The organism is Shewanella indica (genome assembly GCF_002836975.1).
Classification (GTDB): Bacteria; Pseudomonadota; Gammaproteobacteria; order Enterobacterales; family Shewanellaceae; genus Shewanella; species Shewanella indica.
The window spans coordinates 1-24,797 of sequence record NZ_NIJK01000003.1; the positions used below are offsets into that span (position 1 = coordinate 1).

The following is a 24,797-nucleotide window of genomic DNA, read 5'->3' on the forward strand; positions in this document are numbered from 1 at the left end:
CACGTGCGTTAAAAATGAGTAAAAACAAGTATCCCATTAAGCCTAAGAAAAATGCCGTTCACACTAAGTGAACGGCATTACTTTATGGCTGAACTTTTTCTCTCCGAATAGCTCTGAATAAGTGAAGCGATTTTAACGGTTTCATCATCATCTCCCTTTGGACTGAGCTACTGGAGCTAGCGCCCAAGATCTTTGTCCCCTGCATTTTTTAGGCAGTCCTTTGGACTGCCATTTTTATTCTCTATTTTCATGCTGTTTAGAGACTTGCCTTTAATCATGCTTGGCATGTCGCAGATAAAAAATTTATCCACCAGGGAAACTTTTTCGTCAAAGCCGACTCTGAATTGCTGAACCTTTTTCAAGTGTTTCATCATCACCTCCCTTGGATGGGAGCCCGGCGCTAGCGCAGCGGGTTTTCATTCTTTGCACGACTTTTTGTACGAATCAGTTTTGTACGACCTTGGATGGCAGCCCCTCGGGTTGCCATTTTTTTATCCCCGCTTTTCAGGCGCAAACCAAGGTCAGCAAAAAAATTTCTCTTTCCAGGAAACTTTTTCGGCAAAGCCGACTCTGAATAACAGAACCTTTTTCAAGTGTTTCATCATCACCTCCCTTGAATGGGAGCCCGGCGCTAGCGCAGCGGGTTTTCATTCTTTGCACGACTTTTGTACGAATTAGATTTGTACGACCTTATATGGCAGCCCCTTGGGTTGCCATTTTTTTATCCCGGCTTTTCAGGCGCAAACCAAGGTCAGCAAAAAAATTTCTCTTTCCAGGAAACTTTTTCGGCAAAGCCGACTCTGAATAACAGAACCTTTTTCAAGTGTTTCATCATCACCTCCCTTGAATGGGAGCCCGGCGCTAGCGCAGCGGGTTTTCATTCTTTGCACGACTTTTTGTACGAATCAGTTTTGTACGACCTTGGATGGCAGCCCCTCGGGTTGCCATTTTTTTATCCCCGCTTTTCAGGCGCAAACCAAGGTCAGCAAAAAAATTTCTCTTTCCAGGAAACTTTTTCGGCAAAGCCGACTCTGAATAACAGAACCTTTTTCAAGTGTTTCATCATCACCTCCCTTGAATGGGAGCCCGGCGCTAGCGCAGCGGGTTTTCATTCTTTGCACGACTTTTGTACGAATTAGATTTGTACGACCTTATATGGCAGCCCCTTGGGTTGCCATTTTTTTATCCCGGCTTTTCAGGCGCAAACCAAGGTCAGCAAAAAAATTTCTCTTTCCAGGAAACTTTTTCGGCAAAGCCGACTCTGAGTAGCTGAACCTTTTTCAAGTGTTTCATCATCACCATCCCTTGGATGGGAGCCCGGCGCTAGCGCAGCGGGTTTTCATTCTTTGCACGACTTTTGTACGAATTAGCTTTGTACGACCTTAGATGGCAGCCCCTTGGGTTGCCATTTTTTTATCCCGGCTTTTCAGGCGCAAACCAAGGTCAGCAAAAAAATTTCTCTTTCCAGGAAACTTTTTCGGCAAAGCCGACTCTGAGTAGCTGAACCTTTTTCAAGTGTTTCATCATCACCATCCCTTGGATGGGAGCCCGGCGCTAGCGCAGCGGGTTTTCATTCTTTGCACGACTTTTTGTACGAATTAGTTTTGTACGACCTTATATGGCAGCCCCTTGGGTTGCCATTTTTTTATCCTGCTGCTCAACTCACCCAGGTAAATAAATAGTTGATGCCAATATTGCCATTCAAGAAAATGAAAAGACTGAGTCAAACTCACTGCAACATCATAATATGGCAGACTTTTCTGGAATCTACTGTTCGAAGTGAAACAAATAAAATGAATTATTTTGCTTGGTGCGGGAACTCGCGGAAAAATCGGTAGTCAGAATCAGTGAACCGAGTGTTTCATCATTATCCTCCCTTCAAGATGGTTTCTAGCGCACCATCCAGAGTTTAGATTGAACTCTGACAGCGACCCAAATGGGTCGCTTTTTTTATGTCTCTATTTTACTGCTTGTCAGGCCCATTGAGGCGATGCTTGTGAACTTTGCAGAAGCGTGGTCAGCATATTAGCCAATTTATCCAGCGCTAGTTTTAACCCCTTTGGCATACTTTGAACATCTATGCCAAGCAGCAAGTTTTTAACCTCGAGTCCCAATTCGGTATCGCCTTCTATACTCAGTCGGCGCTGGAAGAATAGAGTGTCCGGATCCTCTTTGGCGGCTGCCACCAGCAAGAGTTCGGCGCTATTGGCACTGAAAGTGACTTCCGGAGCCGTAAAAGGTCGCACCTTGAAGCCCTGTTTGAAGCTGACTTCAAATGCCAATTCCATATCCTCGACCCGGACGCCAACCCATTGGTCTTCAAGAAAATCCAACTCGCCATCCTGAACCTGCTCGCTAAGCAATACCGCCAACAACTGTTGCAGTACACCCGCCTTGATAGTGAAAGGAACCAAATTCAGCGGTTTCCCGGCCAACTTGGGAGCCAGGGTGAGAATATCGCGCGCCGCCTTGGCGGCTAAAGCCGTGCGCATCTTGAGTTACTCCTGATAAAAAAGCCCAAACTCTGGCAGTCTAACTAAGTTTTATGGTTATAAACCTGTTTTATATCAACTCTATGAGATCCAAAGGTCGATAAACTGCTGCTTTGTTTGCAATTAGGGAGAAAGTTAACATGGAACTCCTGTGTCCGGCCGGGAACTTGGCTTCACTCAAGGCCGCTCTCAACGCCGGCGCCGATGCCCTCTATCTGGGGTTGAAAGACGATACCAACGCCCGCTCATTTGCCGGGTTGAACTTCACACCGACCAAGCTGCAACAGGCAGCCAAAGAAGTAAAGTCACAAGGGCGCAAACTGTATCTGACTATTAATACCTTTCCGCAGCCGGGTGAAGAGAAACGCTGGTATCAAGCCGTCGATCTGGCCGCCAACACAGATATTGATGGGCTGATCATGGCCGATCTGTCGCTGCTGGATTATGCCCATAATCACTACCCTCACCTGCCGTTGCATTTGTCGGTACAAGCCAGCGCCACCAATATCGGCGCCTTGTCGCTCTATAAGCGTGAATTCAACATTGAGCGCGCCGTACTTCCCAGAGTGCTTTCCATCAAGCAGGTCAAGGATCTCGCCAAAGCCAGCCCGGTTGACCTGGAAGTGTTCGCCTTCGGCAGTCTATGCATTATGGCCGAAGGACGCTGTCAATTATCTTCTTATGTGACCGGGGAATCTCCCAACTCAGGAGGTTCCTGCTCACCGGCAAAACATGTGCGCTGGCAGGAAAATCAGGGCTGTCGCCAGACCCGTCTCAACGAAGTCTTGATTGACAGCTCGGGGTTGAATGAACAGATGGGCTACCCTGTGGTATGTAAGGGACGATATCTGACCGAAGAAGACAGCCAGCCAGGCTTTTTGCTGGAATCCCCCACCAGCCTCAATACTTTGGACTTACTGCCGGAACTGGCTCAGGCTGGCATAGTGTCACTCAAAATTGAAGGTCGCCAACGCAGCCCCGCCTATGTGGAACAAGTTACCCGGGTTTGGCGCCAGGCACTGGACACCTATCAGAATGCGCCTGAGCGGTTCCAATCCAAACCAGAATGGCATGCCGCACTGGCCAAAGTATCCGAGGGACAAACCACTACGCTGGGTGCCTACGAGCGCAGCTGGCAATAGGAAGTTTTCTATGAATATTTCTCTTGGCCCGCTGCTTTATTGCTGGCCTAAAGCACAGGTACAAGCCTTTTACCGTGAAGTAGCAGACAGCACTATTCCACTAATTTATCTGGGAGAAGCCGTTTGCAGCCGCCGCAGGCAGATGAAGTTTGCCGATTATCTGGCCCTGGCCCATGAACTCAAAGACGCCGGTAAACAGATCGTACTGTCAACCTTGGCCTTGATAGAAGCACAATCCGAGCTTAAAGAGCTTAAGAAACAACTTGATAATGGCGAATTTATGGTTGAAGCCAACGATATGGCCGCCGTAGGTATGGCGCGAGAACAGGGACTGCCCTTTGTCTGTGGCGCCAGTATCAATAACTACAACAGAGCCAGCCTGGACAAACTGCACCAATGGGGCATGCAGCGCTTTGTGATGCCCATTGAGCTGTCAAAGACTTGGCTACAGAAAGTCACTACTCCCGCACCAAGCTTTGAAGTCGAGTTATTGGGCTATGGTTATCTGCCCTTGGCCCACTCGGCCCGCTGTTTCACAGCCCGCCATCGGGGACTGGCGAAAGATGACTGTCAGACAATATGCATCCAGCACCCCAAAGGCCTGGTCGCACAAACCCAGGAGCAACAGCCGCTATTGCGACTCAACGGTATCCAGACTCAATCGGCAGGCCGCTGCGATCTCAGACGGGATATTCCAGAAATGAAACGCTTGGGCGTTGACTGGTTCAGGGTATCACCCGATGGCCATGATTCTATCGCTCTGGCGGAATCTTTACGGCAAGATGCAGGGAGTGAAGTCGACGCCGAAACGAGCAATGAAGCCTGTAATGGATACTGGCACGGCGCGCCAGGCATGGTCTATAGACGTTAAATCAAAATCTTACGCAAGCTCGTGTTTGGGCTTTTAATATGGATGTTCAACAGGCTCCTGTTCATCGGGAGCCTCTTTTGTACACAGCAGCAAACACAGGACCCAGAGCATAAAACTGCCGAGTCCCAGCCATACGAGCACCGCCGGCAACCAAAAGTCGGGGCGCGGTAATTGCAGCACCAACTCATAGTAAAAAGGATTGTCTCCCTCGGTAATACCAAGTTCCAGATATGGCAAAAACAGAAAAGCGCCCAAACTGATGCCGCTGATAAGCGCCGGGATTAAGGTCCATAAGGTGGCCGCGACAAAGGGGCGTTGTACTAGATAAATTAGATAGCAACCTACGCTGATACAGCCAAAGATGAAAAACCACTTCAACATCATAGTGTGGAGATGATAGACATTGACCGGAAATAAGCCCACCCCGGCGAGCGCCATACAGGTCAGAGTCAAACTGAGATAAAGAAGATGACCACTCAATTGGCGAGATAGCTGCAGGATAAACAACCAGCAGAGTACCAAACTCAGGCTGCCAAAGAACAGACCACCATTAAGAACCACTGCCAAAGATGAATGACCATAACTGCCCAATTCACTCAAACTGTGATTGAGTAAACTGAAGCCCCGGCCATCGCCACTCTGATAGCCCAAGATAACCAACCCCAGGCCCAGCAGCAGTCCAAAGAGTCCCAGCAAACCAAAGCTCAACGCCATTCTTGCCAGTCTCTGTCTTCTTAACATGCCAGTGTTTGCCCCGGATTAGGTTTCTGCAGTCTAACTTACATGCTCCAGATTTTTTTTAAAGTCCGGGCAAGGTCTTTTTGCGTTACTGATCGCTTATTTACCCGAGTTTAAACAACAAAAGTCGCTCCCGGTCGAATTATTGCATTTTGGCACCAGAGTATAGATTCCGGTTCGTTGGCCCCTGGCTTATTCAGCAACTAATTGATGATATTGATTCTAATCGTCAAGATGATGACAGCCACGGAAATTGACATGGCTTGTCCAAGGGCAAAAAAGCGCCAGCAGATTCCACTGTAGCCAGCCGATAGCCAGTTTATTTATAGCGTTTTATCCCGGCCAAAACACTGACCACAGAGTTTTACAATTAGTATTCATATCAATGATATGCAAATACTGGTTCCTAAAAGATTTGTCAAAAAAGCCCTCACCCCAATAACCACAAAAATGTTATGCTTATCACACTTAAAACGATAATAAGGCCTGAATCAACATAGGGCCACTAACTCTGAGCCGGAATAAAGATGTCCACAAGGAATTCCACCACTACAGACAGGGAAGTCTGTCTGCAATCCACCGATGAACTCATTTCCACCACAGATCTTCGCGGCGTTATCACTTACGTCAACCCTGCCTTTGCCAAGATCTCGGGTTTCTCTGAAGTCGAGCTATTGGGCCACAGCCACAACATGGTTCGCCATCCCGACATGCCCAAGGCGGCCTTTGCCGAAATGTGGCAGTGCCTCAAGGCTGGCCAATCCTGGCGGGGATTGGTCAAAAACCGTTGTAAGGATGGTGGTTTTTACTGGGTCGATGCTTTTGTTTCCCCCATCTTTGAACAGGGAAAAATCATTGGTTATCAATCCGTCAGGGTTAAGCCCAGCCAAGAGACTGTTAAGCGGGCCATCAAAGTTTACCGCCGTCTGAACCAAGGGAAAGAAGTCAAAGATCCACTGACGCTGACACAAAAACGCTTGCTTTCAGCACTGATGGCTGGGGCTGGTCTGCTGCTCTGTGGTTATATTTGGGGATGGGGAGTGATGTTGGCCGGGGCCATATTGATGGCGCTCAATCTGGCAATCTTCTATGACGAAGCCTTTCGTATTCCCGCCCGACTGATGACACTCAAGCAAGAGTACGACTCTATCAGTCGCTTCATCTATGCCGGGCAAGACACCTCATCTGTGCTCGAATTCCAGTTACAACGTAAAGCTGCCATGCTTCAAGGCGTATTGGGCAGGACTCAGGATCAAGCTCTGAAAACCAATGATATTGCCGCTCAGTTGGTGGTAGCCACCGAGCAGGCCAGAGTCGGCATGGATCTGGAGCAGCAACAGATGCATCAAATTGCCAGCGCTATCGAAGAGTTGCACGCCACTATCAGTGAGGTAGCCGACAATACTCAGGCTACTTCTGGCCGTATAGATGAGGCTTATGGCCTCTGTCGTCAAAGCCGGGATGTGATGCATCAGAACAGCAAACATATTCTCCACCTAGCCGATGATGTTGCCAGGGCGGCTTCCAATGCCAAGCATCTGAACGATGAAGCTCAGCAAGTTGCCAATGCCATGTCGGAAATCGATGCCATTGCCGATCAAACCAACTTGCTGGCCCTCAATGCAGCCATAGAAGCAGCCAGAGCCGGTGAACAGGGACGCGGCTTTGCCGTGGTCGCCGACGAGGTCAGAGCCTTGTCGGCTCGAACCCAAGAGTCCACCAAAAGCATTTCTGCCAGCATAGAGACTATGTTCAGCATGCTGACCAAGTGGGCCACTGAGATGGAAGCCAGTAGACAACAAGCACAGAAATGTGCAACCGAAGCATTATCGGCAGTAGAGTCCATCAACACAGTTAACCAGGGAATGAGTGAAATACACGATCTCGCCAGACAAAATGCCGTGGCAGCCACCCAGCAGGGGCAAGTGGTACAGGAAATAGCAAGTGGCATCCAGATGATTCATGGCGCCACCCGTGACAACGTTTCTGCCCTAGGTCAAGTAGAGCAAGCCGTATTGCAATTAAAGGCCAGTGCCGACAGGTCATTGAATCTGAGACAAACCTTCGGTTAAGGATCAATCCTGGACTTGACTCGAGCAACAATTATTTAACCATTTATTTTTGAAGACATTTTTATTAGGAACTGCTCAAACAATAATTACGCAAAGACTGCTAATAACTATGCTGTTGTGATCAAAGAGACAGAACTGACAGCGAATGAATTTACATAGCCGCATTAAGGGGGTAATCTTGCCCCCTTAATTCTGGGGCTGGCTGAATGAAAATGCATCCAAAGCCAATATTGCCCCTGGCGAGTAACTTTTTACTCATTCATTAGTGTAAATTCAGGGTGTAACAAACGTGGCAAACGAAAAACAACCCCGCAACATAGCAACCATACTCACCTTCCTGGTGCCATCCCTGCTCGGTGTCTTACTCTTTATGACACCTATCAGTTATAACAACGAACTGACGATCCCTGTAGCTGTGTTGGCCGGTGAACTCAAAGGTTTGCTCAATGATTATCTGACCGGCATAATTTGCGCCATAGTAGTATTTATGGCCACTGCCAGTGTATTGGTAAAGCTCCTTCGTCCCGGCTTCGTCCGCCACAGCAAGTTTCTTAACTCTCTGTTGAATATCAGCCCTGCCTGGCTCTTGGTTAGAGTATTGGGAGCAATATTTATCTGCCTGACCTTCTTCCAGGTTGGCCCTGAGATACTCAGAGCCGATTCCACCGGCGCCTTGGTAATGAATGACCTGCTGCCGCTACTCTTCTGTGTGTTCTTTTTTGCCGGTATGTTCCTGCCTTTATTGCTCAATTTTGGCCTGCTGGAACTCTTCGGTACCTTACTGACCAAATTGATGCGACCGGTATTTAACCTGCCGGGACGCAGCGCCATCGACTGTATGGCCTCTTGGCTCGGGGATGGTAGCGTTGGTATTCTGCTCACCAGCAAGCAGTATGAAAACCGCTTCTATACCCAACGTGAAGCGGCGGTTATCGGCACCACCTTCTCGGCAGTCTCTATCACCTTTACCCTTGTGGTGCTCACTCAAGTGAAACTGCAGGCAATGTTTGTGCCCTTCTACCTGACCGTCTGTCTGGCCGGTATTGTTGCCGCCATAGTTGTGCCCAAGTTGCCGCCGCTGTCACGCAAAAAAGATCTCTATGTTGATGGCAGCCCCAGGCAGAAAGATGATGAGTCACTGCCGCAAGGCCATAACTCCCTGTCCTGGGGGCTGGAACTGGCGCTCACCAAGGCAGCCAATACCGGCGGTATATTCAAGGTGCTCTCCGAGGGGGTAAAGAATGTCATCGATATGATCTTCGGGGTACTCCCTGTCGTAATGGCAATAGGCACCATAGCTTTGGTCATCGCCGAATACACCCCGGTATTTGACTATCTTGGCATGCCTTTTATTCCGCTGCTGGAATTGATGCAAATCCCCGAAGCAACACAAGCCTCCAAGACTATAGTCGTTGGGTTTGCCGATATGTTTATCCCCTCGATTCTGGCCACCAGCATAGAAGCCGACATGACACGTTTTGTGATTGCGGCGCTGTCGGTCACCCAATTGATCTACATGAGTGAAGTAGGCGCTTTGCTTATCGGCAGCAAGATACCGGTGAAAATTTGGGAGCTGTTCGCCGTCTTCCTGCTACGTACTCTGGTCACCCTGCCGGTAATTGCCGGAATGGCACATCTGCTGTTCTAGGGGCAATGTAACCTAACCTCCCGACAACGGCCGCTACATGCGGCCGTTTTTGCAGCATCACCTATGAAATCCCCCCCGTAAGTATCTGTGTCACCGCGGCTTCGCATCTGGCAGAGAATGTTAAAGCCTTCAACAAGTGCTCGTACGCCAAGGATGTCGATCAGCAAGATTTGCGAACAGTACCAGAGTGAAATGGCCGATTACAGCCGACTGATGCTGACTAACCTGGAGCGCGCCGCCAAGCGGAGCCGCAGCGTCAAACAGCTCTCCGTCGAGAGAGTCCCATGAACAACTGCGGGAATTTAAACTGGTGACTCAAGTGCTTGGCGGCGAGATCCGCCTGATCAGTGCACCGGGGCATGGCAGCGAATTCCGCATCATATTGCCAAATGATATCGAGATGAGTTCGGGGGCGTCACAATAAGGTCATCGAGACGTCACTTCAAGGTCAAATAACTGACTTAGAGTCTTTCACAGTCAAACCCGTTTCACTGGTTTTATCCAGGAGCCGCGATGAAAGACAGCAAGTCATTGGTCAACAAACCATCGACATTTCGCCCATACTCCCGCCGCGCAGCCGAGCCTGTCATCAAGCTCAACGCCCTCTGGCTCTCGGATATTCACCTGGGCAGCATTGACTGCAAGGCCGAATATCTGCTGCACTTCCTAAACAGCGTTCAGCCCAAGGTGCTGTATTTGGTGGGGGACATAGTCGACATCTGGGCCCTCAAACGCCGGGTATTCTGGCCCGAGAGTCACAACCAACTGCTGCAAAAACTGCTGCAGATGGCGCAGAGCGGCATCAAACTTGTGTATCTGCCCGGCAACCATGACGAGCTGTTTAAACTACCACCAGCTGCAACTCGCCGATGTCGTTATCAGCAAAGAGTACCGACATCAAACCCTGAGCGGCAAAACCCTGCTGATGCTGCATGGCGATCAGTTTGACTCCGAAGTCTGTATCGGCCGTATCACCGCCCGCCTCGGCGATCACCTCTACGATGTCTTGATGTTTCTTAACCGCCATCTGCACAAGGTTCGCCGCCGTCTCGGTTATCCCTATTGGTCTTTGGCCGGCTTTATCAAGCAAAGAGTCGGCAAGGCTCAACAAGCCATCAACAGTTTTCGCGAAGCCGTGGTGCGCTATGGCCGCAAGCAGAAGGTGGACGGCATCATCTGTGGTCATATTCACCAGCCTGAGCTCACGGAAATGAGCGGCTTTATCTATGCCAATGATGGTGACTGGGTAGAGAACTGCACCCTATTGACTGAAACCCTCGAGGGCGAACTGCAACTCGAGCGCTGGAATGAACAACTGGGCCGGACCGAAGTACTGAAACGCTTCGCCTGGCAGGGACAAGAACAACAAGCTGCTTAAATCAGGTACCCCATTATGATGTTTACCGTCGATAAAGTCGTGGAATCCAATCTGCCCAATATCAACAGCAAGCCTTGGCTCGCCAAGCCAACCAAGGCCTTACTGCGTTATCTGCTCAATGAGCGGGAGTGCAATGATATCGCCGGCCAATTCAGTTTTCTCAAGGGCGTGGATTTTGTTGAACAAGTGCTGGAAAGCTTTGCCGTCAGCTATACGGTGCCGGACAGTGAAGTGGAAAATATTCCCCATCAGGGCCGGGTCGTTATCTTCGCCAATCATCCGATAGGTTCGCTGGATGCTCTGGTGCTGATAAAACTTATCAGCGAAGTCAGGCCTGACATTAAAGTGGTTGCCAACGAGCTGCTGATGACACTGACGCCACTGCACAACATCCTGCTGCCGGTTCGCAATATGACTGGCGGAACCCCCAGACAACACCTGGAGAAGATCCATCAACATTTGCGTAGTGAAGGCGCTGTGCTCATCTTTCCATCGGGTGAGGTTTCCCGGCTCAGACCAAACGGCATTCGCGATACCCAGTGGCAAACCGGCTTCCTGAAGATGGCTATCAGCTGCAATGCGCCGCTGCTGCCCATGTATGTCGATGCCAAGAACTCGGCCACCTTTTACGGCGCTTCCATGTTATATAAACCTTTGGCGACTCTGCTATTGGTCAAGGAGATGTTTAAACAAGCCAGTAACACTTTGCCGGTGCGTATCGGCGAGCTTATCCCGGCAGAAGCGGTCAGCGGCAGTGACTTCCCGCTCAAAACCCGGGTCAGTCTGCTGAAGAACCACCTCTATCGCATCGGCAAGAACCGCAGCCCACTGTTCAACACCCAAAGCGCCATCGCCCATCCGGAAAAACGTCGTGAATTGCAACAGGCTTTATTGCTGTGCGAGCAGCTTGGCCAAACTCAGGATGACAAGCAGATTTTCCTCTACCGCCATCAGGGCTGCAGCCCTGTGATGCGGGAAATAGGTCGGCTGCGGGAACTGGCTTTTCGCGCCGTGGGTGAAGGTACGGGAAAACGCAGAGACATAGACAAGTACGACTCCAGTTATCTGCACCTGGTACTCTGGGATCCCAAGGAGCTGGAAATAGTCGGCGCCTACCGCTTTGCCGAAGTTGCGAACTTGCACAGTGCCGGAGAAAGCCTCTACAGTGAGTCACTGTTTCACTATCAAACAGAATTTGCGCCCTATTTCGCCAAGGGCCTGGAACTCGGCCGCAGCTTTGTACAGCCTAAATATTGGGGAAAGCGCAGTCTCGATTACCTCTGGTACGGCATAGGTGCCTTTCTGGCTCGTCATCCCGGCTACCGCTATCTGTTCGGGCCGGTGACCATAAGCAACCAACTGCCGGCACCAGCCAAGGAGATGTTAGTACACTTCTACCTGCAGCAGTTTCCCTGTAAAACACAACTGGCACAGTCTTTCGCGCCTTTTGGTCTGTCACCTGAGCGCCAGACTGAGCTGGACAAACTCTATATCGATTCAGATTATCAAGACGCGTTTAAACAGCTCAAGCAGACCCTTGCCAGTATGGGAGCCGCAGTGCCTACTCTCTACAAGCAATACGGCGAACTTTGTCAGCCTGATGGGGTGCGCTTCCTCGCCTTTGGAGTGGATGCCGACTTTGCCGACTGTATCGATGGCTTGGTGCTGGTAGACTTGGACAAACTCAAGTTCAAAAAACGCAGCCGCTATATCGATTGCCATCTGCAGGAGCTCAATCAGCAAGATGAAAATGCTCTGAGTTAGCATTATTGACAGGGCTCTGATATAACAAAGAAAAGGTTATGGAGGATCCCTATGCAGCTCTGCATCGCCGATATCATGATCACCCGGGTTGTCACAGTGGAAATGGACGATCGCCTGAGTGTGGCCAAAGAGATATTTCATCATGCAGGCTTTCATCACTTACTGGTAGTGAATGATGAAGGCAAGCTGGAAGGCGTCTTGTCCGAGCGGGATCTGCTGCGAGCCTTAAGCCCCAACCTTGGCAGCGAAACGGCCACCAGCAGAGATCTGGAGACCCTCAATAAGCGGGCACACCAAGTAATGAGCCGTAACCCTGTAACCGTTGCGCCCCACGTAGGCCTGGCGCAGGCTTCCAGGCTCTTATTGGAGAAAGATATAGGTTCACTGCCGGTACTGGAAGACGGCGAAATTGTCGGTATAGTGACCTGGAAGGATCTATTACGAGCCTATTGCTGTTAACCCGAACTGGCTCAAGCATCATGACTTAGGGAAAGTTATCTTAGAGTCATCTCATCCAACTTACGGGCCTTCTCAGAGCTGAATGCTTCCTTGAGCAACACACACTCTCTGGCTTCCCTGATAAAGTAACGCTTACCGCGGGCATCCTTTAACGACTTACCGCTCAAACGCGCCATAAATAGCTGCTGCTTGTCCAAGTCCCAGCGATAAAAGGCAATCTGCTCTCCCTTGCTGGTAATCAAGTGACATTTAACATCCTGCCGCTCGGCGGCTTGGGCTGTAAATAGCATACCGGGCAGTAGGAGCAACAAACCATATTTAATTGATCTAATCATTTCCAACACTCCGTTGAAGCACCACTTTTAATCCCGGCATCGGTCAAGGTCAGCGTTTTACACTTACTGTCGCGGCTGGCCTGCGCTCCTTGTGCCGTTGCGGTCAGGGTGAAATCCGCTGTGCCGGTTGACGCGATACTGTAATGACCATTCTCAGTAATAAAGGGACTGGCATTGAGCCCCAGTTTGGTCATATCCGTGGCATAAGTGCGATTATCCAAATAGTATTGCTCCTGCAGATTGGCCAGTCGCATCAAGGCCGCATGAGCCTCGGAACGAGTACTCTTGGCAATGTACTGCACATAAGATGGATAAGCGATAGACGCCAGTATGCCGATAATGACCACAGTGATCATGACTTCTATCAGGGTAAAACCCGCTGGTCTTTTCATCTCTTATCCTACTCATTTACATGGTAATAAATTCGATTGGTCGTTAAACCACTTCCCAGAGAAATTGTTCCTTTACAATCACCATTTTCACACTCACCCTTTCCTACGCCGATAATATATGCAGTAGGATCCTCATCAGTCTCTGGTTTAGGGATAACTATTTGAGGAGTATCTGGCACTCTCTCCCCAACATCATAAAAAACTTCACTAAAACTGCGTGTTCCCTTATGCAAGTCAAATACATATAAACGGCCTTGACCGGCAAATCCACATATCCCTGCATCTAAATCTATATCTGAATTAACTGGCGGAACAAAAGATGTAAAATACACCTTGCCGTCAAAAATTAATGATGCTGATAGGGACTTTTCCCCTAAAGATCCAAAATTATAAAACCATCCTCTTTTTGTTCCGAAGGCAACATCCTCAGATTGAGATGCAGGAGCCGACGACGTAACATCATACAAATCTTCAAGACCCAATGGCTGTGGATTACCGTCTGAAAAATATTGAGTCACAACATTTCTATCTTGAAATACATAAAACATATCGTCTGTTGCTGTACCTAGAGGATGAGTTCGATTCCCGCTACCAATAGCTACTGCATCATAAGGGACATTTTGATAACTTAAATCCCCATTATCACTATGTATATTGCTGAATTGAGTCTGAGCCACAACTGGCTCAACAAAAAACATTCTATCATTAGGAGAACCTGAGGTAGCAATAGAGGCAAACATAAAGATAGGCCATTTAGACATCTCATTACTAGGCATATCGACTCGCCATATTTGCCCACTCACATCTGAAGCGTAAATTCTGTCACTTAAACCATCATTATTACTATCGAGTACTGCGACTCTATTGGGAATGCTACTCATCCCAATTTCAGACCATTTCTTTATCAGTTCACCAGTAGCAGCATTGATTATATATATAGCATTACCAGCTCCTCCAGAAAAAGCCATCCCCCCGCCAATTATCAACACTGGGCCACTAACACCTGGGATATGAGTAATAACAGGTTCAGACCATGACTCACCTAGCTCCTCAAACCCAGCACTGTCAGAATTAATCATCCATTTAAAAACTGGGCTATCTGGGTTTGTTATATCTAATGAATAATATGAACTCCCCCCTCTTCGCATACCTAAATAGACCCAAGCCTTAGACACTTTTCCGGCTGAGTCTGTTTCAGTATAAGCGATAGGAGACAAATCCATTCCATAAACACTATGTACTCCAGTTTCATAGTTTCTACGCAACTCAGGGACATTCCCCCATAATTCATTTGGTATGAATGCCCATGACTCTTGAACATTACCAATAGAATAATCACCGCTTCCTGAATCTGAGTCTTTAAACATGTGTACTAAACCCTGATTAGTACCAATTAGTATTCTAACATCAAGATTTTCTCCTTTATCATCTGGAGCTCCACCAAAGTTAATTGCCAAAGGTTTGGAGTGGAGAGGGTCTCCCATTATATCTTCTCTAGCTTCTGATGTAATGCTATCACCATCATCATCATCCACGTCAACGCCATATAACCAATCTAGATCATCTTGAGAGTAAGCAGAGCTAAAGCTTGAGCTTTTTAAGTCTACCAAACCATTGCCTACATTAGTCTTTATCGCTCTACCTTTTAAACTATCCTGTAAAGTTGGAAGCACTCCGCCTGAGTTAACCTTATTACCATCAATCTTATTCCCAGAACAAGCGTTCCAATAAGTACACACGGTCGGTGCAATATTTCCGCTAGGATCAATTGCGTTAGTAGTGCCGCCAGGAGCAACAATTTCTCCAGATGAATTAACTTTAAGCTTCTTAAGATTACCGCTCCACCTGGGCCCTTCACCGGGTAAAAACATCGCGAAATAAGCAGAATTATAAGTTTGAGTTTTATCAAAGTTATTGCTGGCAATACTTGGTGAGGTAAAAGAAGAGTCTATTGATAAAATTGACTTGAGAGCATCATCCATAGCTCCAACTAAATCTAACCCAGTTTTAGCAATATAATAACCTTTAGATATACCATTGTCATTTCTTGGATTACCTCCTCTAAAAGCCGCCTCCTCTAAAAGAGCTGCGGCCGTCTCCGCGCCTTCGGAGAAACCTATTGTAAAAACTCGCACATTCTGTTTATTATCTATCCCTGTTGAGTCTTTAATACCTTTAACCAAGTCATTGTTATACATGTAAGCAGCTAATGCTGGAAAATAACTAACCTCTTCCTCACCATCATCATTCACAAACTCAAACCCAGAATAATCAGCAGCACTATCTGAAGATGAAGTCAAAGATAAAATATTCGCATTAGCGCTATTATCTAAAGTTGGTGCTCCATCTGTAATATAGATAACATATGCGGTATCAGGGCATTTTTTAAACGGTGATGAGTAATTGCCTGAAGATATAATGCTTGGCGGATTATTAGGAATATAGTCATCAATATTGAAAAGACCTTTCCCATTAGCATCTTTATTGCCATATGTTACAGGCCCACCACTAAAGTATTGATATGCTTCATACAATGTTTCGCATAAGGGGGTGTTGGTCTGCGCCGGCATACCATTAATTAATGATGTAAGACTGGTTAGATTACCATCGGTCATTTCCGCTATATCGAATACGATTCTACCACCATTCGCATCACCCTCTTCAGGGTAGTTAAGATTAAATACGGCTAAACCCGCATCGATTGGAATAGCCAAATCTGTAAGAGCTGAAACTAAAGCCTCCTTTGCGACCTCAAGCCTTGTTCCAGTTCCACCACTATTTTTACCATCTTCAGTTGTTGTTACCCACTCATACCAAACTAGATAATGAGCAGTATACAGGGTGACAGGAGACCCCTTTCCGAAATCAGTATGGTCTAAGCTGTACTTACTAGCGACATCGTCCGTATCTACTGTATACATATCTTTTGAATCTATAGGATACCCTAAAGGAAAATCTCCACCCTTCTTATTTTTCCCAGGATTGCCAGGATTTTCATTTAATATATCCTCGTAACAATCAACAATCTGCCCTTGATTAAACCCTTCATTATCTGCCAGAGAATACCATTTACCGGCATTCCCTTTCAGTTTAAACTCCCGCAAATAGCCAGTATATCGCCCTCTAGAAGTTAATGCATCAGCGGCAAGCTGACAATTATTATTATCATTATAAAATCTACGGGACTCTGTTGGGTCATCAGGCACAGGCATAGTACTCGTATTATCTATACCTCCAGCGTTCCAATATATACCTTTTTCATTAATATAGCCTGCATATCCAGTAAGGTAATCAGAAAAACCATCAGCGTACGTGCAACGTTTATTATTATAATCTTCTTCAGAGCAGTATGAACTTGTAGCATTTTCATCTTCGGTGGACATACTCCCCGAATTATCGAAGATAAATAGCACTTGCGGACGTTTACCACTTCTGACTGTAGAATCAATTAGGTAAAGTTCTGTATCATCAGCAATAGTAACTCCAGAAACTACAACCATGGCCATCAGAACACTTAGTAATAGTTTATTAAACATAATTTTAGTTTCCTGTAAGTATTTGCTGTTCAACTCCGGATGCAACCGTTAACGAACCTAGGCTATCGCGGCCATAACTGACTGTACTTGTTATCTGAAATCGGCGACAACTCACTAAATTGGCTCCGGTAGCATTGGAGGTTCTTTGACAACTAACATCCTTCACCCCTGTTTCCGGTAAAGGCGAAATAACCTGCTTACCATAAAATCTGTCCAAACCCACTTCATCTTTAACATTCGCAAATGGCGCCCCGGCATACTCTGTAATAACCGCGTGCAGCCCACCATCGGCCAAGGCTTTGGCTTCCACCCGCTCGGCACCGGCGCCGGCCATGCGCAGCGACTGACTGGAGTTAACCGCCAGTGCCACACCAATTAAGGTCAAAATAATCAGGAGGATAAGTGCAAAAAAAAGTACAACTCCCCGCTGCTGCCTTATCTTCATCTACTTAATTCCTTATCAACACCGGGTTTTCAAGTACCACAGTGGTCGAAACCACCTTACGGCGGAAGTGATCAGGTTTTACATTGTCATTCTCGTCTGGCCTTGGGTATGTAATTGTTTTATCACCTATTTGATAGGTATTCTCATTTGTATATGCCTTGTCCTCTGCAACTGAACGTACCAGTAAAAAGACTCTCAAGGCCACAATTCGCTGAAACAGCTGGTTATCCCACATTAGATCCGTCACACTCTGCACCGGCATAAAGCTATCGGCTGTGTCATCACCATCCTCATCAAACCCATAGAGAATGCGCATATTCTCTATGCCTTCGACCAAGGGTTCGTCCACATTCATTCCACTTTTAGAAAGTGATTTGCGGGTCAGAACCGGCACGCCGTTATTGTCTTTGATAAAGTAGACATGGTGTTGATATTCCCACACCCTTTGGTTTTCAAGGGCGGGATCTGTATCGTTAAAAAACACCGCCTGGCTGGCCGTTGTCGCTACCCGAAAACCACCGCCGGTACCGGGAGGCCCCACCAGACGTTTAATCTGAATCACATCTGTCCCATCAATCACTGAACTGACACAGCTCAGTGAACCGGTACTCACCCCGGCCTCATAGCCCCAAAGACGTCTGAAGTGGGCAGGTTTATCATTAGGCAGAGTGGCGTTGTTGAGCCCCTCGCCGGTGCAATCTGTCCCAACTGTATTATCGACCCGAGTATTGGTACCCAGCACAAAGTCTGTACCCGTCATATCTCCGAAGAAACCTACCTGACTCAGATCCGGTACCATGATAGCCAGCGCGATACGGCCATTTTCCTGCAACTGATTGAACTGCCCTGTGGTAGTAACATTGGTGGCAGACATACTGAACATGGCGAACAAGCCTAGTGTCAGAAACAGGCTGATAACCATGGCCACCATGAGCTCAACCAAAGAAAAACCCGACTGCTTTGAATTTGTCACACTCATAGCCTTAACCTTGGTTAATCACAGTCTTGAGGATAAAAACCCGCCGACGCTTCCCCAGGCTATCGCCGCAGTCAGTCGCTTCATAGGCGGTGCCGGCGGTTTCCTGAATGCCTCGCCATGCCATCACGATAGTGACATCACTGCCATTGACAGTCAGACAAGCAGTGGCGCTATCGAGGCCGCCGACATTCCGGCTATCTGCCTTTTCAGCAGCGCCGGTAAAGAGCTCCTGCCATTGGTAAAGATCCCAAGCCAAAGTCTCGGCAGTAGTGCAGGTCACAGTGGCGCTAAGGCCCACATCACAGGATTTTGCAGGGGCACTTCCGCTTCCATCATAGGAGCCCTCATAACTACTCAAAACCTTGTTATTGAGCTTCATTCGATTGAGGATATCGTTGGCAAAGTAGGCCGCCTGAGTCTGTTGAAATGATTCAAAGCTGGCGCGCTTGGCTACTATATGTAAGTTAAATATCCCGATAAGCCCTATCACCAAAATGACGAGCGCTACCATAACCTCAATCAGAGAGAACCCCTCCCTGCGTTTTTTCATAGGTGTCAAATCTCCAGACAGCGCCATGTTTTTGACAATAAATTCAGCCTATTAGTTCTTTAATATCTTATAGTTAGCTAAACGCAACAATAATACCTGTTAATGATAGTTGAGTCGAATGTAAATCGCCAGTAACAAGTATCGCTAATAAATTCAAGCCTGATAAGAAGTATTTTTTCCATAAAAAAAAGAGGCTTAGATAGCCTCTTTTTAAAATGCTGTTCGCTTAAATAAGCGCGATAAACTCGCGGTTTCTTACCTTAGCTCAACCGGTACGGCAAATACGGTATCTTCCTTGCGCCCTTCCACTTCGGTCACCACGCTCGGCGCCAATTTAGCTATAGCCTCAACAACCTGCTGCACCAACACCTCAGGAGCAGAAGCCCCGGCAGTAACCGCAACCTTGCTGACACCATCAAACCACTCACGTTCTACATCATCGGCGTTATCGACCAGATAGGCCTGAGTGCCAGACTTGAGCGCCAATTCCCGCAGTCTGTTGGAATTGGAGCTGTTTTTGGAGCCAACCACAATCAGCAAGTCCACATCCTGGGCCATTTTACGTACCGCATCCTGACGGTTTTGGGTCGCGTAGCAGATATCGTCTTTCCTGGGCCCTTCAATCGAAGGGAACCGCTTCTGCAGCGCGGCAATAATATCCAGGGTATCATCCACCGACAGCGTGGTTTGGGTAACAAAGCAAAGGTTGTCCGGCTCTTTCACCTGCAATGCATCCACGTCGGCCGGAGACTCAATGAGATAGACTCCCCCTTCAGGGTTATCGTACTGCCCCATGGTGCCTTCCACTTCGGGATGGCCGGCATGACCGATAAGAATGCACTCAATACCCTTGCGACTGGCGCGGGTCACCTGCAGATGCACCTTGGTCACCAGAGGACAAGTGGCATCAAACACCTTAAGACCGCGACGCTTGGCTTCATTGCGCACCGCCTGCGACACCCCATGAGCACTGAAAATCACTATGCTGTTGTCGGGCACCTGATCCAGTTCATCGACAAAAATCGCCCCCCGCTGCTTGAGATCTTCAACCACATAACGGTTATGCACTACTTCATGGCGCACATAGATTGGCGGGGAAAAGAGTTCCAGCGCCCGTTCCACTATGCTGATAGCCCGGTCAACACCGGCACAGAAGCCTCTGGGATTGGCCAGTAATATGTTAAGACCGGTAGATTTTGCTACTGACATATCAAAGCTCCTGCAATACTTCCAGTTCAAAGGTCACCTGGTGGCCCGCCAGCGGATGGTTCAAATCCACAGTGACAGAATCACCGGCTATCTCCCTCACTATTCCGGGTATTTCACTGCCGCCAGGGCCAGCAAAGCTGACTATAACACCGGGTTCCAGCGTCATATCTGCCGGGAAGCGAGTGCGATCCAGATGATGAATGGCGTCGGGATTGGACTCGCCGAAAGCATCGGCTGGTGCCAAGGTAAAGCTGTGATTATCGCCGGCTTTCAGCTCAAGGAGCTCAGCTTCAAACGCCGGGCTCAGACTGCCGTCGCCAATATTGAGCCTGGCAGGTTTACCGGAGGCTTTGGTACTGTCAGCAGTCGAGCCATCTTCCAGCAATATATTAAGGTGGCACAAGAGGGATTTTACATCAGACATCTGCGTTACTCCTTGGCTTCATTCTGCTTGGCTGCGGCCTTGTCACCGCCGAAAAATGAATCCCAGATGATCAGGACTGCGCCAACACAGATAGCCGAGTCAGCGATATTGAATGCCGGGTAATGACTGGTTTTCCAGTAAAAATCGAGGAAGTCCACCACAAAACCGTGCATCAGGCGATCGACAAGATTTCCCAGTGCGCCGCCAATCACCAGAGTGTAAGCCAGGTTAAGGCGCCACAATCCAGCCGATTGCCGTCTGAGCCAAACGGTCAGCAACACACTGAAGCCGACAGCGACGGCAGTGAACAACCAACGCTGCCAGCCACCGGCATCACTGAGAAAGCTAAAGGCGGCACCATAGTTACGCACATAGGTCAGATTAAAGAAAGGCAACAGCTGCACCGACTCATACAGCTTGAAGTTCCCCAATACCCACTGTTTGGACAGCTGGTCAGCCAAAAAGGCCAACACAGCCACCCAATACCAGCGCAGGCCACTTTGTTTCCAGTCTGCGGGCATGTTTATTATCCTCAGGCGAACAGGCGCTGTTCACCTTCTCCTTCGATATTGGTCACACAGCGGCCACACAGCAGTGGATGCTCGGCGATCTGGCCAACGTCTTCTCTGTGGTGCCAGCAGCGATCACACTTGGCCGCTTCGGACTTGGCAACGCTTAGCTTAAGTGATGCCAGCTCAGTTTCACGGGCAGCGGCAGGCGCATCGGCAAGCGGCTTAACCACGGCTTTGGAGGTCAGCAGCACAAAGCGCAGCTCGTCACCCAGTTTGGCCAAAGCTTCAGTCAGCGCCGCATCGGCAAACAGAGTCACCTCGGCTTCCAGCGCGCCGCCGATCAGCTTATCGCGGCGGCCTTGCTCCAGTGCCTTGTTGACTTCATCACGAACCTGCAGCAACTGTGCCCAGTATTCATCACTCAAATCTGAGTCCAGCTGGACAGCCTTGAGGCCCTGGTACCATTCCTGAGTAAACACATAGGCGTCACGCTTACCGGGCAGCAACTGCCAGATTTCATCGGCAGTGAAGCTAAGAATCGGGGCCACCCAACGCACCATGGCTTCGGCAATCAGATACAGAGCCGACTGACAGCTGCGACGGGCGTGACCATCACGCTTGGCGGTATACTGTCTGTCCTTGATGATATCCAGATAGAAGCTGCCCAATTCAACCGAGCAGAACTGCATCAGCTTCTGGGTCACTATATGGAAGTTGTAGGCATCATAGGCTTCCAGCAACTCTTCCTGCAGTTTGGCGGCGCGGCGCACCACCCAACGATCCAGTGCCACCATGTCTTCGATGGCAATCATGTCTGTCTCTGGCTCAAAACCGCTCAGGTTAGCCAGCAGGAAGCGGGCGGTGTTACGGATACGGCGATAAGCATCGGCGCTACGATTAAGGATCTCATCGGATACTGTCATTTCACCGCTGTAGTCGGTAGAAGCCACCCACAGACGCAGAATATCGGCGCCCAGTTTGTTGGTTACCTGCTGTGGTGCAATCACGTTGCCGATAGACTTGGACATCTTGCGGCCCTTGCCATCCACGGTAAAGCCGTGGGTCAGTACCTGCTTGTAAGGTGCCTTGCCGTTCATGGCGGTTGAAATCATCAGTGATGACATGAACCAACCACGGTGCTGATCCGAGCCTTCCAGGTAGAGGTCAATTCCCTGCCCCTGGAATTCAGGGCGGGCAGCAACCACTGATGAGAAGGTAGAACCTGAGTCATACCAAACATCCAGAGTGTCGGTCACCTTGCGGTACTGTGCTGCATCTTCACCCAGGAGTTCAGACTCATCCAGATCCCACCAGGCTTGAATACCCTGCTGCTCAATGCGATGAGCAACACGCTCCATCAAAGCCACGCTGTCTGGATGCAGCTCTTCGGTTTCCTTGTGAACAAACAGAGTGATAGGCACGCCCCAGGTACGTTGGCGCGAGATACACCAGTCAGGACGGTTCTCGACCATCTTCTCAATCCGGCTCTGTCCCCAATCCGGGATCCACTGGGTTTGCTCAATTTCACCCATAGCTTGAGTACGCAGTCCTTTGTTATCCATGGAGATAAACCACTGCGGTGTGGCGCGGAAGATAATAGGAGTCTTGTGGCGCCAGCAGTGAGGGTAGCTGTGACGATAAGCTTCGCGGTGCAGCAAGGCATCTTTTTCCTGCAGCAGCGCTACAATTTCATCATTGGCCTTGAACACGTGCTTGCCGGCAAACAGCGGGGTATCTGCCTTGTAAACGCCGTTATCACCTACAGGGTTAGCCACTTCCAAACCATACTTCTGGCCAACCACAAAGTCGTCCTGACCGTGTCCAGGGGCAGTGTGTACCACACCGGTACCGGACTCTGTGGTCACGTGATCGCCAAGGATCGCCGGTACACTGAAATCATAGAAAGGATGTTGGAACTGCATCAACTCAAGCTCGGCACCTTTGGCGCGACCCAGGAGCTGATGGCTCTTGACACCATAACGGGTGATACAGCTTTCCAGCAGGGCTTCCGCCAGAATAACCGCTTGCTTGGCACCTTCTTCAGACTCAATCTCTACCAGCACATAGTCCAAATCAGGACTCAGTGACAAAGCGCGGTTGGCAGGCAAGGTCCAGGGAGTAGTAGTCCAGATAACCATGGAGACTGGCGCTTGATACTCAGTAACCCCGAAAGCAGCTAGCACTTTAGCCTTATCCACGGCGGCAAAGGCCACGTCTATGGCCGGTGAGGTCTTGTCTTCATATTCCACTTCGGCTTCGGCCAGGGCAGAACCACAGTCGGTACACCAATGCACCGGCTTAACCCCTTTGTGCAGGTGGCCGTTGTCGATCACTTTAGCCAATGAGCGAATGATGTTGGCCTCAGTGCTGAAATCCATGGTCAGGTAAGGTTTGAACCAGTCACCGAGTACGCCGAGACGGATAAAGTCATTGCGCTGACCATCCACCTGTTTGGCGGCATACTTACGGCACTCGTCACGAAACTCGGCGGCAGAGATTTTCTGCCCTGGCTTACCCACTTTCTGTTCTACCTTGAGTTCAATCGGCAGACCATGGCAGTCCCAACCTGGCACATAAGGCGCATCAAACCCCGACAAGGTCTTGGATTTGATAATAATATCTTTGAGGATCTTGTTAACTGAGTGACCAATATGAATATCGCCATTCGCATATGGAGGGCCATCGTGCAGAATGAAAAGCTTGCGGCCAATACGGCTATCACGGATCTGTTGGTACAGATTCTCCTCGGTCCAGCGTTTCAACATCTCTGGCTCGCGATTTGCCAAATTACCACGCATCGGAAACTCGGTTTCCGGCAAATTCAAAGTTGATTTATAGTCGCTCATTGATCCTAATACCATTAATTTAGCTAAGAGAGCTCAGCCTGCTTCATTGCTGAGTAAGGCGCGAGCCTCATCAGCGTCATTCATTATTTGTTTCTTAAGTGCCTCAAGGGACTCGAACGGTTTCTCGTCACGGATCTTGGCCACTAATTCCACTTCTACTTTACGCCCGTAGAGGTCACCGTCAAAGTCAAACAGGTGCACTTCCAACTGGCAGTTTTGTCCCTGAACCGTCGGGCGAAAACCCACATTGGCAACACCATCGTATTGCTCACTGCCATCCCACCAGAGCCTAACCGCAAAAACGCCCCTCACGGGAACCACTTTACGCTTCATGGCAATATTGGCTGTGGGGAACCCTAGCGTCCGGCCCAGCTTTTTGCCATGTGCCACCTTACCACTGAGAGTATAGGGATGTCCCAATAAACGTCTGGCCTGATCAAGATTGCCCTTGGCCAGTGCTTCTCTGACCATGGTGGAACTGACCCTGTGATCGCCAACCAAAAAGCTTTGGGTACTGACTACCGCAAAACCGTGTTGTTCACCGGCAGAGCGAAGCAGCTCAAAGTTGCCCTGACGCGCCCGTCCAAAACAGAAATCGTCACCGACCACCAGATACTTGACCCCAAGTTTACGCACCAGCAACTCTTCGACAAACTCCTTGGCCGGCATCTGGGCAAACTTTTGATTGAAATTGACACACACAAGTCTGTCTATTCCCAGTTCAGCAAGCAACCTGACCTTATCACGAAGCAGGCTCAAGCGCGCAGGGGCATCCTGGCCGCGAAACAGTTCCTGCGGTTGCGGCTCAAATGTCATCAGGGTGGCCGGCAAACCAAAGTGACGCGCCTTTTTGACCAGATTGGCTATCACTTCGGCATGGCCCCTGTGTACACCATCAAAGTTACCTATGGTCAGCACACAACCGCGATGGGCCGGCAATATATTGTGTATTCCGCGAATCAGTTCCATGAAATCAATGACTGCTCAAACGTAAATTGGCGGATT

21 protein-coding genes and 1 pseudogene are annotated in these 24,797 nt (G+C 49.0%); 8 read left to right on the forward strand and 14 right to left on the reverse strand.

Going from position 1 to position 24,797, the window contains the following annotated elements; all coding sequences use genetic code 11:
* Nucleotides 1-176 precede the first annotated feature (176 nt).
* The gene (locus CX650_RS00240; RefSeq protein WP_101094691.1) at nucleotides 177-371 is read right to left on the reverse strand and encodes a hypothetical protein; all 195 of its coding nucleotides are present in this window, start codon (nucleotides 369-371) and stop codon (nucleotides 177-179) included.
* Between the two features lie 1,602 nt (nucleotides 372-1,973).
* Nucleotides 1,974-2,492: a ubiquinone anaerobic biosynthesis accessory factor UbiT gene (ubiT, locus tag CX650_RS00250; RefSeq protein WP_039034871.1), complete on the reverse strand. Its 519-nt coding sequence runs from the start codon at nucleotides 2,490-2,492 to the stop codon at nucleotides 1,974-1,976.
* A gap of 140 nt (nucleotides 2,493-2,632) precedes the next feature.
* On the opposite strand from ubiT, the gene ubiU reads away from it, so the two are divergent.
* Entirely contained in the window at nucleotides 2,633-3,634 is a 1,002-nt protein-coding gene (ubiU, locus tag CX650_RS00255) for a ubiquinone anaerobic biosynthesis protein UbiU (protein WP_039034872.1), read from the forward strand.
* 10 nt (nucleotides 3,635-3,644) lie between these two features.
* Nucleotides 3,645-4,505: a U32 family peptidase gene (locus CX650_RS00260; protein WP_071477016.1), complete on the forward strand. Its 861-nt coding sequence runs from the start codon at nucleotides 3,645-3,647 to the stop codon at nucleotides 4,503-4,505.
* Between the two features lie 33 nt (nucleotides 4,506-4,538).
* Here the strand turns inward: CX650_RS00260 and CX650_RS00265 are convergent, their stop codons facing one another.
* On the reverse strand, nucleotides 4,539-5,246 hold the full coding sequence (locus tag CX650_RS00265; RefSeq protein ID WP_071477015.1) for a DUF998 domain-containing protein: 708 nt from the start codon (nucleotides 5,244-5,246) through the stop codon (nucleotides 4,539-4,541).
* Between the two features lie 524 nt (nucleotides 5,247-5,770).
* On the opposite strand from CX650_RS00265, the gene CX650_RS00270 reads away from it, so the two are divergent.
* From CX650_RS00270 to CX650_RS00290, 6 genes and pseudogenes are all read left to right on the forward strand, one after another.
* Complete coding sequence (locus CX650_RS00270) at nucleotides 5,771-7,315, forward strand: methyl-accepting chemotaxis protein (protein ID WP_101094694.1); 1,545 nt, start codon at nucleotides 5,771-5,773, stop codon at nucleotides 7,313-7,315.
* 289 nt (nucleotides 7,316-7,604) lie between these two features.
* A complete protein-coding gene (locus tag CX650_RS00275; RefSeq protein WP_071477014.1) occupies nucleotides 7,605-8,963 on the forward strand; it encodes a YjiH family protein in 1,359 nt (452 codons plus the stop codon).
* 153 nt (nucleotides 8,964-9,116) lie between these two features.
* Nucleotides 9,117-9,251, forward strand: coding sequence for a hypothetical protein (locus CX650_RS20505; RefSeq protein ID WP_264184845.1), 135 nt, complete (start codon nucleotides 9,117-9,119; stop codon nucleotides 9,249-9,251).
* A gap of 225 nt (nucleotides 9,252-9,476) precedes the next feature.
* A pseudogene (locus tag CX650_RS00280) lies at nucleotides 9,477-10,341 on the forward strand (UDP-2,3-diacylglucosamine diphosphatase).
* 15 nt (nucleotides 10,342-10,356) lie between these two features.
* Nucleotides 10,357-12,105 carry a bifunctional ornithine lipid synthase OlsF gene (olsF, locus tag CX650_RS00285; protein WP_101094696.1) on the forward strand — a complete coding sequence of 583 codons (1,749 nt, stop codon included), beginning with the start codon at nucleotides 10,357-10,359 and terminating at the stop codon, nucleotides 12,103-12,105.
* 51 nt (nucleotides 12,106-12,156) lie between these two features.
* Nucleotides 12,157-12,564 carry a CBS domain-containing protein gene (locus CX650_RS00290; protein WP_101094698.1) on the forward strand — a complete coding sequence of 136 codons (408 nt, stop codon included), beginning with the start codon at nucleotides 12,157-12,159 and terminating at the stop codon, nucleotides 12,562-12,564.
* A gap of 35 nt (nucleotides 12,565-12,599) precedes the next feature.
* On the opposite strand, the gene CX650_RS00295 is transcribed toward CX650_RS00290, so the two are convergent.
* From CX650_RS00295 to ribF, 11 genes are all read right to left on the reverse strand, one after another.
* A complete protein-coding gene (locus CX650_RS00295) occupies nucleotides 12,600-12,899 on the reverse strand; it encodes a TapY2 family type IVa secretion system protein (RefSeq protein ID WP_101094699.1) in 300 nt (99 codons plus the stop codon).
* On the reverse strand, nucleotides 12,896-13,291 hold the full coding sequence (locus CX650_RS00300; RefSeq protein ID WP_039034878.1) for a type IV pilin protein: 396 nt from the start codon (nucleotides 13,289-13,291) through the stop codon (nucleotides 12,896-12,898). The genes CX650_RS00295 and CX650_RS00300 overlap by 4 nt, the downstream gene beginning before the upstream one ends.
* An 8-nt stretch (nucleotides 13,292-13,299) precedes the next feature.
* Nucleotides 13,300-16,827, reverse strand: coding sequence for a pilus assembly protein (locus CX650_RS00305; RefSeq protein ID WP_101094701.1), 3,528 nt, complete (start codon nucleotides 16,825-16,827; stop codon nucleotides 13,300-13,302).
* A gap of 4 nt (nucleotides 16,828-16,831) precedes the next feature.
* Nucleotides 16,832-17,266, reverse strand: coding sequence for a PilX N-terminal domain-containing pilus assembly protein (locus tag CX650_RS00310; RefSeq protein ID WP_101094737.1), 435 nt, complete (start codon nucleotides 17,264-17,266; stop codon nucleotides 16,832-16,834).
* A 10-nt stretch (nucleotides 17,267-17,276) separates the two neighbouring features.
* A complete protein-coding gene (locus CX650_RS00315) occupies nucleotides 17,277-18,251 on the reverse strand; it encodes a PilW family protein (RefSeq protein ID WP_101094708.1) in 975 nt (324 codons plus the stop codon).
* A gap of 4 nt (nucleotides 18,252-18,255) precedes the next feature.
* On the reverse strand, nucleotides 18,256-18,801 hold the full coding sequence (gene pilV / locus CX650_RS00320) for a type IV pilus modification protein PilV (protein ID WP_082014314.1): 546 nt from the start codon (nucleotides 18,799-18,801) through the stop codon (nucleotides 18,256-18,258).
* 255 nt (nucleotides 18,802-19,056) lie between these two features.
* A complete protein-coding gene (gene ispH / locus CX650_RS00325) occupies nucleotides 19,057-20,010 on the reverse strand; it encodes a 4-hydroxy-3-methylbut-2-enyl diphosphate reductase (RefSeq protein WP_039034882.1) in 954 nt (317 codons plus the stop codon).
* A gap of 1 nt (nucleotide 20,011) precedes the next feature.
* Complete coding sequence (gene fkpB, locus CX650_RS00330) at nucleotides 20,012-20,434, reverse strand: FKBP-type peptidyl-prolyl cis-trans isomerase (RefSeq protein WP_039034883.1); 423 nt, start codon at nucleotides 20,432-20,434, stop codon at nucleotides 20,012-20,014.
* 5 nt (nucleotides 20,435-20,439) lie between these two features.
* Nucleotides 20,440-20,955, reverse strand: coding sequence for a signal peptidase II (gene lspA / locus CX650_RS00335; protein WP_025011911.1), 516 nt, complete (start codon nucleotides 20,953-20,955; stop codon nucleotides 20,440-20,442).
* Between the two features lie 11 nt (nucleotides 20,956-20,966).
* Nucleotides 20,967-23,792, reverse strand: a complete 2,826-nt coding sequence (ileS, locus tag CX650_RS00340; RefSeq protein ID WP_071477007.1) for an isoleucine--tRNA ligase — start codon at nucleotides 23,790-23,792, stop codon at nucleotides 20,967-20,969.
* A 33-nt stretch (nucleotides 23,793-23,825) separates the two neighbouring features.
* Nucleotides 23,826-24,761 carry a bifunctional riboflavin kinase/FAD synthetase gene (gene ribF, locus CX650_RS00345; protein WP_101094709.1) on the reverse strand — a complete coding sequence of 312 codons (936 nt, stop codon included), beginning with the start codon at nucleotides 24,759-24,761 and terminating at the stop codon, nucleotides 23,826-23,828.
* Nucleotides 24,762-24,797 lie beyond the last annotated feature (36 nt).

Excerpts from the sequence above, each read along its gene's own strand:
- CX650_RS00240 (WP_101094691.1), bottom strand. The coding sequence starts at position 371 with ATGAAACACTTGAAAAAGGTTCAGCAATTCAGAGTCGGCTTTGACGAA.
- ubiT (WP_039034871.1), bottom strand. The coding sequence starts at position 2,492 with ATGCGCACGGCTTTAGCCGCCAAGGCGGCGCGCGATATTCTCACCCTG.
- ubiU (WP_039034872.1), top strand. The coding sequence starts at position 2,633 with ATGGAACTCCTGTGTCCGGCCGGGAACTTGGCTTCACTCAAGGCCGCT.
- CX650_RS00260 (WP_071477016.1), top strand. The coding sequence starts at position 3,645 with ATGAATATTTCTCTTGGCCCGCTGCTTTATTGCTGGCCTAAAGCACAG.
- CX650_RS00265 (WP_071477015.1), bottom strand. The coding sequence starts at position 5,246 with ATGTTAAGAAGACAGAGACTGGCAAGAATGGCGTTGAGCTTTGGTTTG.
- CX650_RS00270 (WP_101094694.1), top strand. The coding sequence starts at position 5,771 with ATGTCCACAAGGAATTCCACCACTACAGACAGGGAAGTCTGTCTGCAA.
- CX650_RS20505 (WP_264184845.1), top strand. The coding sequence starts at position 9,117 with ATGTCGATCAGCAAGATTTGCGAACAGTACCAGAGTGAAATGGCCGAT.
- olsF (WP_101094696.1), top strand. The coding sequence starts at position 10,357 with ATGATGTTTACCGTCGATAAAGTCGTGGAATCCAATCTGCCCAATATC.
- CX650_RS00290 (WP_101094698.1), top strand. The coding sequence starts at position 12,157 with ATGCAGCTCTGCATCGCCGATATCATGATCACCCGGGTTGTCACAGTG.
- CX650_RS00295 (WP_101094699.1), bottom strand. The coding sequence starts at position 12,899 with ATGATTAGATCAATTAAATATGGTTTGTTGCTCCTACTGCCCGGTATG.
- CX650_RS00300 (WP_039034878.1), bottom strand. The coding sequence starts at position 13,291 with ATGAAAAGACCAGCGGGTTTTACCCTGATAGAAGTCATGATCACTGTG.
- CX650_RS00305 (WP_101094701.1), bottom strand. The coding sequence starts at position 16,827 with ATGTTTAATAAACTATTACTAAGTGTTCTGATGGCCATGGTTGTAGTT.
- CX650_RS00315 (WP_101094708.1), bottom strand. The coding sequence starts at position 18,251 with ATGAGTGTGACAAATTCAAAGCAGTCGGGTTTTTCTTTGGTTGAGCTC.
- pilV (WP_082014314.1), bottom strand. The coding sequence starts at position 18,801 with ATGAAAAAACGCAGGGAGGGGTTCTCTCTGATTGAGGTTATGGTAGCG.
- ispH (WP_039034882.1), bottom strand. The coding sequence starts at position 20,010 with ATGTCAGTAGCAAAATCTACCGGTCTTAACATATTACTGGCCAATCCC.
- fkpB (WP_039034883.1), bottom strand. The coding sequence starts at position 20,434 with ATGTCTGATGTAAAATCCCTCTTGTGCCACCTTAATATATTGCTGGAA.
- lspA (WP_025011911.1), bottom strand. The coding sequence starts at position 20,955 with ATGCCCGCAGACTGGAAACAAAGTGGCCTGCGCTGGTATTGGGTGGCT.
- ileS (WP_071477007.1), bottom strand. The coding sequence starts at position 23,792 with ATGAGCGACTATAAATCAACTTTGAATTTGCCGGAAACCGAGTTTCCG.
- ribF (WP_101094709.1), bottom strand. The coding sequence starts at position 24,761 with ATGGAACTGATTCGCGGAATACACAATATATTGCCGGCCCATCGCGGT.